Here is a 14,209-nt window from a genome sequence, read left to right as displayed (position 1 = left end):
GGCGGGTTCCTTTGGATTGTAATCGGTGTACTGCGTGATAGAGTTGGCAAAATGGTAGCATGCCAGCGTCAATTGCTGTTGGCGGATTCGCTTTCAAACAGGCTGTTTTTCCAGGTTTTACCGCTAATTCGCGATTGTCATCGACTGGTTTGATTCAGCTGGATTGAACAGGCGTTAGCCGCTAAGCTGCCGGCGTATAATAATGGCTTGTATCCATTACTGATAAAGGAGGACGAGAATATGAACAGAACTATTTTCAGCGGCTTATGTTTGGCAGCGGTGGCGTTAATGCCGTTTAGCCTGGCTTTCGCGGAAGCCCAACCGGCTGCTAAACCCGAACATGGCGAATACCGAGACTGGCGTTTGTTGGGCGTGTCTTTACGTCACGATAAAAACAGCATACGCGCCATCGTTGGTAACCATGTGGCTATCGCTGCCGCGCGTGCAGGTAAAGTCAAACCTTGGCCGGACGGCAGCATCATCGCCAAAATTAAGTGGGGCGAAAGAAAGCATCCGAACTGGGAACAAGCGACTGTGCCAGGCGAATTCACTGCGGCGGAAGCGATGGTGAAAGACAGCAAGAAATACGCTGAAACCGGCGGTTGGGGCTTCGGTATTTGGGAAGGTAAAACTTTAAAAATGTTGGATCAGGAAAAATCCGCACCTTGTTTTGCTTGCCATATGCCTATGAAAGACAGCGATTACGTTTATACCCTGCCTAATCTGCAATAAACGCGGTATTTTATGACGAGAGGCGGTTCATTCGCCTCTGGTTGGGCTGCCCATCAAGCTGCGGACATGAGCGGCAACACTGTCAGCTAATGCGCTTAGATTGTATCCACCTTCCAATGCCGAAATGATTCGCCCCTGGCAGCAGGCATTGGCGATGCACAGCAATTCATCGGTAATCCAGCGATAGTCGTCTTCCACTAGGTCCAGCGATGCCAAAGGATCGTCTCTATGGGCGTCGAAACCCGCGGAAACCAAAATCAATTCGGGCTTGAAGGTTTTCACTGCCGGCAAAATGGACTGGCGATATTTATCCCGAAACACCTCGCCGCCGCTGCCGGTGGGCAGGGGAATGTTGATAACGTTCCCGACACCGCTTTCCGAGGGATGGCCGCTGCCGGGGTAATGCGGCCATTGATGACTGGAAGCATACAGCACTTGCGGCTGCTCGCAAAAAGCCGCCTGGGTACCGTTGCCGTGGTGCACGTCAAAATCCACGATGGCGATTCGGGTCAGGCCGTAGCGGCTGCGGGCATATTCGGCGGCAATGGCGATATTGTTGAACAGGCAAAATCCCATCGCATAATCCGGCATGGCATGGTGGCCGGGAGGGCGGGTGGCGCAAAAAGCCCTGGCGTTTTGGCCGGTGCAAATTCTATCGACGGCATCGCAGACTGCAGCCACGGCCCGCAGAGCTGCAGGTTTGGAGCCGGGCGATACCACGGTATCCGCGTCAAAATTGGCGTAACCTTGTTCAGGAATGGTTGATAACACTTTCGCTATCATGGCCTTGCTGTGTACCAGGCCAATCTTATCGAGAATGTCGGCGGGAATGTCGACTGTGATTCTTTGCAATGGCGCAAATTCGGGTGCCGACAAGGCTTGTTCGATCACATGCAGCCGGTCAATGCTCTCTGGATGGGCTACGCCGGTGTCGTGGCCCAAAAAATCCGGGTGACTATAGTAAAGTGTGCGCATAAGCTTACTCCTGCGGATGTTGCTTAAAGTCGTATCTTTATCGGATTGGCTTCGGCAGTGTATATCCCTTGTGCAAATATATCTATAAATATTAAGTGTTTAGCCTATTTTTTATTGATCTGAGTTTTTGCGCTGGGAGATAGCGGCGCGGGGGGTTCGTGGGTAAATAAGGGCTACAAATGATGGTATCGGCCGTGAAAAAACTGTGCAGGAATCGCTTGGCCGTAAGCGATTCCGCATGATTTGGATTTAAAAAATTGGCTTTGAATTAGCTTTCAAAGTTCTCTGGTCTGACTAAAATGAATGTCCGGCCAGCGTTCTTCGGTCAATTGCAAATTCACCCGACTGCTGGCTAGATAAACCAAATAGCCACCACCATCTTCAGCAAGGTTTTCGAAGGCCTTGTTCTTAAACTCTTCCAGTTTGGCCGGATTTTTCGCGCTGACCCAACGTACGGTATTGATCGGCGAAACGTCGTAAGCACATTCGACGTTGTACTCGTTTTTTAGACGATGGGCGGTGACATCAAACTGCAAAATACCCACCGCACCTAAGATCAAATCGTTGTTTTTCAGAGGGCGAAACAGCTGGGTAGCGCCTTCTTCGGTTAATTGAATCAAACCTTTTTGCAGTGCTTTGGCACGCAGCGGATCTTTTAATACCACGCGGCGAAACAATTCCGGCGCAAAGTAAGGGATGCCGCCGAATTTCAAGACTTCGCCTTGGGTAAAGGTATCGCCGACCTGAATAGTGCCGTGGTTATGCAAGCCTATGATGTCGCCGGCATAGGCTTCCTCGACGTTTTTACGACTGTCCGCCTGAAAAGTAATGGCATTGGCAACCTGGATGTTTTTACCGATGCGCACATGATTGACCTTCATGCCTTTATCGAATTTGCCGGAACAGATTCTTAAAAACGCCACGCGGTCGCGGTGCGCCGGGTCCATATTGGCTTGGATTTTAAACACAAAGCCGGTGAATTTTTCTTCATCGGGCATCACTTCGCGTTGCTCGGCCTGGCGTGATCTAGGACCAGGCGCGTATTCGGCAAAAGCGTCCAGCAATTCGATGATGCCGAAGTTATTGATCGCCGAACCGAAAAACACCGGGGTTTGTTGACCCGCCAAATATTTCGCGTGATCGAATTCGTGACTGGCACCTTTTACCAGTTCAATCTCATCGCGCAATTCTTCCGCTTGATAACCAAGTAGCTCGTCGAGCTTGGGATTGTTCAAGCCTTTGATGACTTCGGCTTTGGCGATACGACCGCCATGGTGCGGACTGAACAGCAAAATTTCGTCTTTATACAGCTGATAAACCCCTTTAAAGCGCTTGCCCATGCCTATCGGCCAGGTCATCGGCGTACATTGAATTTTTAGCACGCTTTCGACTTCGTCGAGCAGTTCGATAGGCTCACGGCCTTCGCGGTCCAACTTATTGATAAAGGTCAGGATCGGTGTATCCCGTAACCGGCAGACTTCCATCAATTTGATGGTCCTATCCTCTACGCCTTTCGCCACGTCGATCACCATCAACGCAGAGTCTACCGCTGTTAATGTTCGGTAAGTATCTTCGGAAAAGTCTTCGTGGCCTGGGGTGTCCAGCAAATTGATGATGCAATCGTTGTGCTCAAACTGCATCACCGAGGTGGTCACGGAAATCCCCCGCTCTTTTTCCATCTCCATCCAGTCGGAGGTGGCATGGCGCGCCGCTTTGCGCCCTTTGACCGAACCGGCTAACTGAATAGCACCGCCGAACAGCAGCAATTTTTCAGTGATGGTGGTTTTACCGGCGTCAGGGTGGGAGATAATGGCAAAAGTGCGGCGTCGCTTGTATTCAGGAAATTCCATTGATTGCTTTATTTGAATTTGCATAGTTGTGTACGCGGTGACGTACACAAAATTAAAAGTACACTTCCGGCAATGCGCTACGTGTTGCCGGAAAATCTTGGAATTATATCGTAGATTCTTCCCAGGCGATGACGTCGTCCGAATCCTCGAATTGCCGCAAATTAAAATTAACCCAAGGGGTCATTAAAAACGGGTCGTCACTTTAGATTATCGGTTGGTTTTTGCCATGCGCAGCTTGGTTTATCGCAGGACGAATGGGTAAACAGCCGATGGCTATCGGTGTTCTGCACACAAGGCTTAGCTTCAGGAGATTGGCCGGCCATCTAGGGGGGATATTCGGCCAATTCGCTATTAATCGCCACCACCGCCTTTTTTAACCATCATGCCCTTACTGGGGTTATAGCCCATGATCGCCGCGCCCATAAACAGCAAAAACGCCGCGCCGGTAAAGAGTAAGGCCTGTTGATTAAACTGCTCGTACAAGGCAAAACGGATCAACTCCACCGCTTGCGAGAACGGGTTGTATTGCGCCAGGGTTGACAACAATTCGCTGGACTCCTTGATCTTCCACAACGGATACAAAGCGGTGGACATGAAGAACAGCGGGAAAATCACGAAATTCATCACGCCGGCAAAGTTCTCCAATTGTTTGATGAACGAAGACAGCAGCAAACCCAATGCCCCCAGCATCATGCCGGACAACACCAAGGCGGGCAAAATCCAGACATAGCCCATCAGCGGCGCTTGAATGTCATACAGCCAGGCGATGCCCAAGAAAGCGTAGGATTGCAACACGCCCACCGCCGTACCGGCGATCAGCTTGCTGCACAATAAAAACCAACGCGGTAACGGACACACCATCAACATACGCATGCTGCCCATTTCCCGGTCGTAAACCATCGAAAGCGAGCTTTGCATGCCGTTAAACAACAGGATCATGCCCAACAATCCGGGGGTGATATAAACCTCGTAAAGAATGTAAGTCTCGTAGGGCGGCGCAATGGCTATGCCCAACGCGGCGCGAAAGCCGGCGGCGAAGACGAACAGCCAAACCAGCGGCCGCACCAATGCCGACACAAAGCGTTCGCGCTGATGTAAAAAACGCAGCAGTTCGCGGCCGACGATGCCAAGCGTTGCCCGCCAGTAATGTAAAACCCTCATGCTTGCGGCCCCTGAGTCAGTTTTTGGAATACCTGGCCGGGATCGGCCCAACCGGTGGTCTGCAATATCTCGGAGAGCTTGCCGCTGGCTTTGACCTGGCCTTTGTGGAGCACAATCAAACTGTCATCGGCGGCGATTTCGTCGATCAAATGCGTGGCCCACAGCACGGCCAGATTTTGCTGTTTCACCAAGTCATGTACATGGCTAACAATAGCCTGACGGCTGGGCATATCCAGGCCAACGGTGGGCTCGTCCAGCAGAAGCAAACTGGGTTTGTGCAGCAAGGCCCGGGCGATCTCCACCCGGCGTTTGTGGCCGCCGTTTAATTGCCTGACCTTTTCGCCGCGGCGTTCGAACATAGCCAAACGCTCAAGCTCTTCTTGGATGCGTTTGTCGGCGGCTTTGCGGCCTATACCATGTAAGGCGGCGTGGTAACGCAGGTTTTGTGTGACCGACAAGTCCGGGTCCAGCGTGGTCTGCTGAAATACCACACCCAAGCGCGCCAAGGCTTGCAGGCTTTGCTTTTTAAGATCAAAACCGCAAAGCTCGATGCGCCCTTCCCTGGCATCGTAAAGCCGAGTGATCAAGGAAAACAGCGTACTTTTGCCTGCACCGTTAGGGCCGAGCAAGATGGTGCATTCGCCGGACTGCACGTTAAAACTCACGGCATCCAGCGCCTTTTTCGCGCCGTAAGCAAAACTCAAGTTTTCAACCGCTAAGGCAATCTCGGTCATGGTTTAACCGCCACGCCCCAGGGATAACGGCCCACAGCCACCGATTTGGTCACTTTATGGTTTTCCAGATCGATGATCGAAACATCGTTGCTGACACCATTGGTGGTGTACAAACGCTTTTGATCCGGCGAAAACGCTAGATTCCAAACCCGTTGCCCAACCAATAAAAACTTCTCCACTTTATAGGTTTGGGCATTGATTACCGCCACGCGGTTAGCCGGCCCCATCGCCACATAGCCGTAACGGCGTTCCTTATCAATCGCGATCCCCACCGGCTGAATCTGATCGCTACTGACGCCTTGGACGTCCAGTTTGATGTTCTGCACGATCTGTTTAGACGCCGCATCGATAATGGTCAGCGTGCCGGCCATTTCTGACGTCGCCCATAATTGCTGGCTATCGTCGGCAAACGTTACCGCGCGCGGCCGCGGATCGACCAGCGTGTTATCCGCAATCTGGCGGCTATTGGTATCGATCCAGTGCAGCATATTGGTGGTTTCCGAGGCGCTGATGGTCCATTTGTTGTCCGGGCTGACCGTAATGCCTTCCGGCTCCACGCCTACCTTGATTTTACCAACGGCTTTTTTTGCGGCGATGTCGATGACTGTTACTTCCGCGTCATCTTCGTTGGATACGTACATAAATTTGCCGTCCGGGCTTAACGCGAAAGTTTCCGGATCTTCGCCGGACGGTAGTTTGCCAATTTCCTTGAGCGTTTCCGAATCGATCATGCGGATGGTGTTATCGTCGCTGGTAGCAACGAACAGCGTCTTGCCATCCTTGCTAATCGCGATCCCGCGTGGCCGCTGACCGACAGGTACGGTTTTGACTAGTTTGCCTTCGACGGGATCGAGTACCGCAATCGCGTTATCTTTTTCCAGCGTGACGAATACGGTTTCGGCTTGCGCGGCCGTCGCAAATAAGATGGCGGCCATTCCGGCCATTTTTATCGGGTGCATAAACTTTTCCTTGGTATGCCTGATGTCATTTTACTGGTCTATTTAGTGTAACGAGAGATAACGCTTCACCAACAAATCGATGTAGTCAGCGGAGATGGATAGATATAAAACCGCTAACACGGCCTATCACAAGCAATGCCCTCCCCTGCGGGTGGGAAGTTTAACCCGAAGCTCGACGGGTTTACATCCCTTCGCGCGTAGGGAAATTATCCTAATTTATCCGACCGTTAAATATCGCCACCGCGGGTAAAAAACGCTGCACCCTGTACCCTAGAACAATACCGGATCAGCTACTGTCAAGGCGAAGATATGCACAACACTCGCCATTTGTTATTTGCATCGCAAAAACCGGCAGAGCAAGTTGCCAAAAAACTTAATTTGGAAACACAAGATCAATTGCTGTTAAATTCAGGCTGCCAAGGACATAGAAATGAAAATTTACCTAATAACGGAAGACCAACTGGAAAACATTGGAAAAAAGCATGATTCTCTGCTTAAAACCGGAAGCATGTGCGATCTGATGCTGGACATCGCGGCGCAAGCCGATGATGTTCAAACCTTCGATGCCGCACTGGAGTTAGCCAACTGTGAGCTGGATAGATTGGAACTGTTTTTCGATACCTGTGACTTGGTTTGAGTTGATTACTGTCGGATTACCGACCAATCACTGTTGCGCAGAGATGCCCTTATCTGCAAAAGCAACGCCGGCCCGCTACAACACCCAAACTAAGCTCGCAGCATTCACACTTGCTGTGGCCCGATCCCAAAAACGAACAGCATAGACATGACTGACTTACCCCCGGCGAGCTTGGCGACGATCATCTCATAGGGCCTCTTCTTCCTGGCTGGAATATAAACCACGAGATACCCAGCCCCCTGATTTTTAATGCCGATTCTGCGTCCGCCAGTTCGCGACGATACCTTCCACATCCAGGTCATCCGGGCCTTCGCGCCAGCTAGTGTAGTAATCGACATCGTTACTTTTCGGCTCCGGATTGGGCCTATAGATTTGCACCCGGGTCGGCAACGGCGCAGCCTCGCCGAGCACTAACGCTTCCCCCCGGCCGAGCGAACTAAGAATGTCGGCCAAATCGCCCTCGGCCTCCGGCACTAGGCCGCGAATATACTGCTGGTCGTCCGGATTGGTGGTGCGCAGACAAATAAACGAGCTGCATTGCGCCAGCATGGTTTCCGACAGTTCGGTGGGCCGTTGGCTAACCACGCCGATAGAGACCCCGTATTTCCGGCCTTCCTTGGCGATCCGCTCCATCATCCGCTTGGTGCCGTCGAATTGGCCGCCTTTTTCGCGCGGGATATAGGCATGCGCTTCTTCGCAGATTAGCGTGATCGGAAATTCGCGGCGGCGCGGGTTCCAGTAGTTGAATTCATACGCCAGCCGCCCAACTTGCGCGGACACCGCCGGCCGCACGTCGGTCGGTACGGAGCTAAGATCGACCACGGTAATGTTGGCTTTTTTTTGCCCTAGACCGACGAATTGCCGGAGCAAATCCGCCATGCTGGCCGAGTTGTTGCGTTTTTTGGGTTTTAACAAAAAGTCGTAACGCACGTCGTTGAAACGGCTCTGCATCGTCACCAGAAACTCGTCGAACTGGCCGAATAAAGCACCCTTGGTTTTACCGAAATCCTTGCGCTCTTCGTTGGCGGCTTTGAATTGCATATACATTTCCGCCAGCGAAAAATAAATCGGCGTGTCTATCGATACCACGCCCAGACCAATGGCTTTGGCTTCCTTACGCTTCAATTGTTGCAGCACTTCGCGCATGAAAGACATCTGCATCGAGGCCCCTCTGTCATCGCGATCAATGAACAAGTCCACCAACTCAGCATAGGACATCATCCAGTACGGCATCTCCAAATCCATGGCATCCACGTAATTGACTTGCTCTTCGGGAAATGCCGATTCGATACTGCCGTCCGGGCGTTTCCAACAGTATTCGCCGTGCAGATCCAGCATGATCATATGGGTCTTAGGCATGGCTTTCATGGTGTGCTGGATCAAGCTGGTGACGGTCCAGGATTTACCGGAACCGGATTGACCGATAATCGCAAAATGCCGGCCAAACAACGCACGTGGGTCCAGGCTCAGGTGATAATCCTTGTGACTGGCCAGCTGCCCAATAAAAAATTCGTAATCGCGGAATTTGGAAAAAATCGCGTTGATCTCGCTGAGCCCAACCGCATAAACCGCCGCGCCCGGCGTCGGATAATGCCGCACGCCGCGAATGAAGATATTGTTTTCGTTCAACTCGCCGACCGGGATTAAGGCAATAAAACGGTCGGTTGCACGATTGCCGGCAGCGTCGAAACGATCGCGTTCCCACATTTTGAACACCAGCGCCAACACGCCTATATGCGACTGCCTGATCACCACGTACGAACCGATATGGCCGGCCAGGATTTCTTCATCGCCGAGTTTGATGATGGGCGCCGCTGTTGAATGTTCTTCAGTGATACGGGCATCCATACCGTCGCCTCTGACTTCGGTTAAATGGCCGATCAGGATGTTTTGCGTTTGTTGGGTCATGATGTTCTCTCTGGTAAAGCCGCTGGGCTAAGCTTAGACGATTTTTACGGCCCGTCCCGTCCAGAGCAGTCTAGGCAACCGCCTGGGACAGCACAGCGCTTTTGCGCCAAAATGGCGAACAAATCGCTACAAACGCGACAACATGGCGCTAGGCTCGTAAGAGTAAGTCGTTGAACATTTGACACTTTTGACTGACAAAGCCATACGGTCTGATTATTGCTGTCATCAAACCGGCATCATTTAATATTGCACAAGAGGTGAATATGAAAATCGGCATACCCAAGGAAATCAAACCTAACGAAAATCGGGTATCGGTGGTACCGTCCGGCGTTGCCGCGCTTGTGAGCGCCGGCCATAGCGTCACGATGGAGAGCGGCGCCGGCGTTGGCGCCGGCTTTGAAGACGCGCTATATCAAGCCGCCGGCGCACAGTTGGTGGACGGTCCGGAACCTGTATGGGACTCCGCTGAGATGATTATCAAGGTCAAGGAACCGATAGAACCCGAATGGTCGCGGATTCGTCCCGGACAAACCCTGTTCACCTATTTTCATTTTGCCGCCAATCGCCCGCTAACCGAAGCACATTTGGCATCCGGCGCTACCTGTATCGCCTACGAGACCGTGCAGTTGCCGACCGGCGAGTTACCCTTGCTGACGCCGATGTCCGAAGTAGCCGGCCGGCTGGCGGTGCAAGAAGGCGCGCATTATCTGGAAAAACTGTACGGCGGCCGCGGCATGTTGCTCGGCGGCGTACCGGGGGTATTACCGGCCAAAGTCTTGATTTTGGGCGGCGGAGTGGTCGGCACGCAGGCGGCAAAAATGGCGGCAGGTTTAGGCGCGCAAGTCACAGTCATGGATTTGTCGCTCGAACGTCTGCGCCAACTTAGCGACATTTTGCCGGCCAACGTGCAGCTGTTGTTTTCCAGCCGTCATGCCATCCTGGAACAAATTCGCACGGCGGACCTGGTCATCGGCGGCGTATTGGTCACCGGGGCCGCAGCACCCAAGCTGATCCGGGCCGACGATTTAAAATCGATGCAACCGGGGGCGGTCATCGTCGATGTCGCGGTGGACCAAGGCGGCTGCGTGGAAACCACCCACCCCACTACCCACGCCGATCCGATTTATGTCATCGACAATGTCGTGCATTATGCCGTTGCCAACATGCCCGGCGCTGTACCGCGCACTTCGACCCTGGCGTTAACCAACGCCACCCTGCCCTATGCTCTACAACTCGCCAATAAAGGCTGGCAACAAGCATTGCGGGACAATTCGGCGTTACTGAAAGGCTTGAATATCGTGGGCGGTAATGTTATTTGCCAAGGGATTGCCGACGCATTTGGTTTTAATTATCTGCCGCCGGAGCAGTTCTTGAGCTGAACCCATCGCCCCGACCGGCCAAAATAATTTGTAAATATCCCCCGGCAAAACCGGGGGATTCATATTCCCGCTTAATTCTACGTTGTCAGACGCTGAAAGGTGTGCATGATTTGGTCTGGGATTGCCAAAGTCGGGTCACCACAGATGGGGCCGAGCTTACCATCCACGGCACTGGATACTCGCTTCCGCACCGGGATCAAGACATTTGCTCAAATCCCATAAAGTAAAGTTAAGCTGTGTTGGGACGACTCAACGCGCTTTATCGGGTTATCAATTCGAAACCCACTCCGCGCCTTGGCTCAGATCACTTTAGAAAATTGCTGCTGTTTCCGCGCCAGGTATTTGTCAAACACCATGCAGATATTGCGGATCAGCAAGCGGCCGGCGGTGGATACTTGAATACCGTCGGCGTCTAAATCCAATAAACCGTCGGCTTTCATCTGCCTCAGTTGTTCCAGCTCGAGGGCAAAATACTCGGCAAAATGGATAGCAAACTCGGTTTCGATTTTGCTGAAAGTCAGTTCGAAATGGCAAATCAGTTGGGTAATGACCGCCCGGCGCAATTTGTCGTCTTCATCCAGATCCACGCCGCGAAACACCGGCAATTTGCCTTGGGAAATTGCCGCGTCGTATTCGTCCAGTTCTTTGTAATTTTGCATGTAAGCATCGCCGACCCGGCCGATGGAGGTCACGCCCAAACCCACCAAGTCGCAATCGGAATGGGTCGAATATCCCTGGAAGTTGCGGTACAACTTGCCTTCGCGTTGCGCCACCGCCAGTTCGTCGTCCGGTTTGGCGAAGTGGTCCATACCAATGTAAACATAGCCGGCATCGGTGAGTTTTTGCCCTACCATTTGCAGGATTTCCAGCTTCACGGCTGGCGTTGGTAAATCAGCATCGTTGATTTGCCGCTGGGTTTTGAAGCGGCTGGGCATGTGCGCGTAATTAAAGATCGAAAACCGGTCCGGCGCATAGGCCAGCACCTGGCCCAAGGTATCCGCAAAGCTTTTCACGGTTTGCAACGGCAAGCCGTAGATCAGATCGATGTTAGTTGAGCGAAAGCCTTCCTTGCGCGCAGCTTCCAGTACAGCAAAGGTTTGTTCCTTGCTTTGCAGGCGGTTGACTGCTTTTTGCACGTCCGGATCGAAATCCTGCAAACCCAAACTGATGCGATTAAAACCCAGCTCGCGTAATTGGGCGATGGTCCGGTCGTTGGTTTCGCGCGGATCGACTTCGATGGAATATTCACCGCTGTCGTCATCATACAAATTGAAATGCTCGCGGGTGGTATCCATCAAGCGTTTCATTTGCTCGTAGTTCAAAAAGGTCGGCGTGCCGCCTCCCCAATGCAGCTGATTGACCGGCCGGCTGTTGTCGAACAACGCACCTTGCATCGCCACTTCCCTGCACAAGTTATCCAGGTAGGGCACGGCATGGGAGCGATTTTTGGTGACGATCTTGTTACAGGCGCAATAAAAACACACCGTGTCGCAGAACGGGATGTGAAAGTACAGCGACAGCGGCCCGCCGCCGGCGTTGGATTTTTGAATATGCTGCAAATACTCGGCTTCGCCGAAGCCCTCGTGCAATTCCAGCGCGGTGGGGTACGAGGTGTAACGCGGCCCGGACTTGTCGTAGCGTTTGATCAAGTCCAGGTCGAATTGAATTGATTGGTCCATTACTGTACTTCTTGATTGATGGTGATGCTGACGCTGGGATTAGCCGATACAGCATCCAGCTGCGCCGTGCCGATCAAATCGCCGGCTTGCGGCATGGCATTACCGGTTTTGGAGATTCGGGCAACGATGCGCAACTGTTTGAAATCGGCCAGATGGGTTTGCGGTTGCATCGCCATGCTGTCGTTCAATACCACGCTGGCTGGTAAATCAGAAACCTGTTTACGGACGATGGCCAGCGGCATTTTTGGACCGTTGACGGCCTGCGCATAGATAAACACGGTGTATTGCGGTTCTGCTTTGGCTTTGAGTGCCGCATCCAATTCGACTTTCACAGTAATATCTATAGCCGCCGCCGATGATGCCGGCGCTTGCGGTTTTTGCTGTTCCGCTTCGGCCATTTGTATCATTTTTTGCAATTGCGCCTGGGATTCGTCGTCGGCAGGCAGCAGAGCGGATAATTTCTTCCAATGCGTGATTGCCTGGGCAAAATCCCCGGCTTCCGCTTTAGCCATGCCGGCCAACCATAAGGCGGTGTGGTCTTCCGGCACCAGCTTTAAGGCTCTTTCCACCAGCTCGCTTGGTTCGCCGTCCATTTGGCCGTTACGCGCCATCGACAAGGCATCGGCATAATGCAGCATGACGGCCGGATCGTTGGGTTTACGGCGATTCAGTTCGGCAAATACGTTGGCGGCGTCCTGATATTGTTGTGCGTAAACATAAGCACGTCCCAACATCATCCAGCCTTCCAAATCTTCCGGATGCTGTTTTAGACGCTCTATCAGTTTGTTGACCATGCTTTTGACATTGTCGGCCGCTTTTTGATTGTTCGCCGCCAATTCGGCTTTGACCAAGGCTTGCGGTTCGCCGAGCAAGCCATATAAAAACAGGCTTAGCAGCGGTAGCGTAATCGCGACGACAGACACCATCCAACGGCCGGTTTTGGCGCTGGGCACGGCCGGCACATCGTCTTCCAGGTCATCCAGCAGAGTCAGTTGCAATTCGCGATATTGAGCATCGTACTGCTCCTGCGACAACACGCCGTTTTGCAATTGCAGTTTAAGTTCGGCCAGTTGTTGACGAGCGATTGCGGTATTGCGTTGTTCGCCATCGGCGTAACGTAGCGGCGTTTTTTTAAATAATGGCGGCAGCAACACCAACAACGCCAGCACGATTAAACCGGCTATCACTAGCCAAAACTCAAGATTCACGAGTCGTCACCTTTTTCCAAAATGCTGTTTAGCTTGGCTTGTTGCTCTTTCGTTAGCGATTGGTCCTCGCTGGTACTGGTTTTGCTGCGCAACACCCAGACCGTGGCCAAGCCGATGACCAGGAACAGAACCGGCCCCAACCAGAGCAGCATGGTTTTTAGTTTCAAGGCAGGTTTGTACATCACAAAATCGCCGTAACGGTCGGTCATAAAATCGACGATGTCTTGCCGGGATTTGCCTTGCTGCAGCATTTCATAGACTTGCCGGCGCAAATCCTTGGCCAGGTCGGCGTTGGAATCGGCGATGGTTTGATTTTGACAGACCAGGCAGCGCAGTTCGGAAATTAGGGTTTGATAAGCCTGTTCCTGCTCGGGTTGTTTGAAGTCACGGTATTCGATCTCGGCTTGGGCGTGAAACACAAACAGCGACAAGATCAAGGCATGGAGAGTTTTCATGCGCTTTCCGCCTCCAGTTTTTCAATCAGCGGTAGAAAAATGCTTTCCAGCTCGCCGGGCTGCACAGGACCGGTATGTTTGTATCGCACCACGCCGCGTTTATCGATCACGAAGGTTTCCGGTACGCCGTACACGCCGTAATCGATACCCACGCGGCCATCGGTGTCCATCACGCTGACGTTATAAGGGTTACCGTGTTTGCTCAGCCAGACGTTGGCGGCCTGTGCTTCGTCCTTATAATTCAAACCCACCAGCAACACCTTGTTTTGCCTAGCCAGCTCGATCAATAGCGGATGCTCTTCTCGGCAGGATACGCACCAGGATGCCCAGACATTCAACAACCAGACTTTACCTTTAAAATCAGTTTGGCTCAGGCGCTGTTCCGGCGTTGCCAGAATCGGCAGATTAAAGGCCGGCGCGGGTTTGTCGATCAGCGGCGAGGGGATTTCGCGGGGATTGAGTTTTAAACCAATCGCCAAAAAAACCGACAGGGCGATGAACAACAGCAGCGGTAACAGATATTTCATTAATT

General features: G+C 52.4%; 14 protein-coding genes. 4 read left to right on the top strand and 10 right to left on the bottom strand.

Annotation, left to right across the window (positions count from 1 at the left end; genetic code table 11):
* Positions 1 to 240 precede the first annotated feature (240 nt).
* Positions 241 to 732 carry a cytochrome P460 family protein gene (locus CWO84_RS23330; RefSeq protein ID WP_051670240.1) on the top strand — a complete coding sequence of 164 codons (492 nt, stop codon included), beginning with the start codon at positions 241 to 243 and terminating at the stop codon, positions 730 to 732.
* Between the two features lie 27 nt (positions 733 to 759).
* Here the strand turns inward: CWO84_RS23330 and CWO84_RS23325 are convergent, their stop codons facing one another.
* The 5 genes from CWO84_RS23325 to CWO84_RS23305 form a co-directional block, all read right to left on the bottom strand.
* On the bottom strand, positions 760 to 1,707 hold the full coding sequence (locus CWO84_RS23325) for a histone deacetylase family protein (RefSeq protein WP_033158056.1): 948 nt from the start codon (positions 1,705 to 1,707) through the stop codon (positions 760 to 762).
* A 275-nt stretch (positions 1,708 to 1,982) separates the two neighbouring features.
* Positions 1,983 to 3,557, bottom strand: a complete 1,575-nt coding sequence (locus tag CWO84_RS23320) for a peptide chain release factor 3 (protein ID WP_101055750.1) — start codon at positions 3,555 to 3,557, stop codon at positions 1,983 to 1,985.
* A 351-nt stretch (positions 3,558 to 3,908) separates the two neighbouring features.
* A complete protein-coding gene (locus CWO84_RS23315; RefSeq protein ID WP_101055544.1) occupies positions 3,909 to 4,718 on the bottom strand; it encodes an ABC transporter permease in 810 nt (269 codons plus the stop codon).
* Positions 4,715 to 5,452, bottom strand: a complete 738-nt coding sequence (locus CWO84_RS23310) for an ABC transporter ATP-binding protein (protein WP_101055543.1) — start codon at positions 5,450 to 5,452, stop codon at positions 4,715 to 4,717. Before CWO84_RS23310 ends, CWO84_RS23315 begins: the two co-directional genes overlap by 4 nt.
* Positions 5,449 to 6,411, bottom strand: a complete 963-nt coding sequence (locus CWO84_RS23305) for a PQQ-dependent catabolism-associated beta-propeller protein (RefSeq protein ID WP_101055542.1) — start codon at positions 6,409 to 6,411, stop codon at positions 5,449 to 5,451. The genes CWO84_RS23310 and CWO84_RS23305 overlap by 4 nt, the downstream gene beginning before the upstream one ends.
* Positions 6,412 to 6,720: 309 nt before the next feature.
* Here CWO84_RS23305 and CWO84_RS24575 point away from each other — a divergent pair, with 309 nt between their 5' ends.
* Entirely contained in the window at positions 6,721 to 6,897 is a 177-nt protein-coding gene (locus CWO84_RS24575) for a hypothetical protein (protein ID WP_165786419.1), read from the top strand.
* Between the two features lie 22 nt (positions 6,898 to 6,919).
* The gene (locus tag CWO84_RS25200; protein WP_276308167.1) at positions 6,920 to 7,048 is read left to right on the top strand and encodes a hypothetical protein; all 129 of its coding nucleotides are present in this window, start codon (positions 6,920 to 6,922) and stop codon (positions 7,046 to 7,048) included.
* Positions 7,049 to 7,294: 246 nt separating this feature from the next.
* Here the strand turns inward: CWO84_RS25200 and CWO84_RS23295 are convergent, their stop codons facing one another.
* Complete coding sequence (locus CWO84_RS23295) at positions 7,295 to 8,956, bottom strand: DUF87 domain-containing protein (protein WP_033158061.1); 1,662 nt, start codon at positions 8,954 to 8,956, stop codon at positions 7,295 to 7,297.
* A 263-nt stretch (positions 8,957 to 9,219) separates the two neighbouring features.
* Here CWO84_RS23295 and ald point away from each other — a divergent pair, with 263 nt between their 5' ends.
* A complete protein-coding gene (ald, locus tag CWO84_RS23290; protein ID WP_033158062.1) occupies positions 9,220 to 10,335 on the top strand; it encodes an alanine dehydrogenase in 1,116 nt (371 codons plus the stop codon).
* 299 nt (positions 10,336 to 10,634) lie between these two features.
* Here the strand turns inward: ald and hemN are convergent, their stop codons facing one another.
* The 4 genes from hemN to CWO84_RS23270 are packed head-to-tail and all read right to left on the bottom strand — an operon-like array spanning position 10,635 to position 14,204.
* On the bottom strand, positions 10,635 to 12,014 hold the full coding sequence (gene hemN, locus CWO84_RS23285; RefSeq protein WP_101055541.1) for an oxygen-independent coproporphyrinogen III oxidase: 1,380 nt from the start codon (positions 12,012 to 12,014) through the stop codon (positions 10,635 to 10,637).
* Positions 12,014 to 13,222, bottom strand: a complete 1,209-nt coding sequence (gene ccmI, locus CWO84_RS23280) for a c-type cytochrome biogenesis protein CcmI (RefSeq protein ID WP_101055540.1) — start codon at positions 13,220 to 13,222, stop codon at positions 12,014 to 12,016. Before ccmI ends, hemN begins: the two co-directional genes overlap by 1 nt.
* Complete coding sequence (locus CWO84_RS23275) at positions 13,219 to 13,677, bottom strand: cytochrome c-type biogenesis protein (RefSeq protein WP_101055538.1); 459 nt, start codon at positions 13,675 to 13,677, stop codon at positions 13,219 to 13,221. The genes ccmI and CWO84_RS23275 overlap by 4 nt, the downstream gene beginning before the upstream one ends.
* A complete protein-coding gene (locus tag CWO84_RS23270; protein ID WP_101055533.1) occupies positions 13,674 to 14,204 on the bottom strand; it encodes a DsbE family thiol:disulfide interchange protein in 531 nt (176 codons plus the stop codon). The genes CWO84_RS23275 and CWO84_RS23270 overlap by 4 nt, the downstream gene beginning before the upstream one ends.
* Between the last annotated feature and the right edge of the window lie 5 nt (positions 14,205 to 14,209).

This window comes from Methylomonas sp. Kb3 (assembly GCF_002834115.1).
GTDB classification, from domain to species: Bacteria; Pseudomonadota; Gammaproteobacteria; order Methylococcales; family Methylomonadaceae; genus Methylomonas; species Methylomonas defluvii.
Note: the sequence above shows the minus strand (reverse complement) of the source record. Positions and strands in the feature narration are given on the sequence as shown.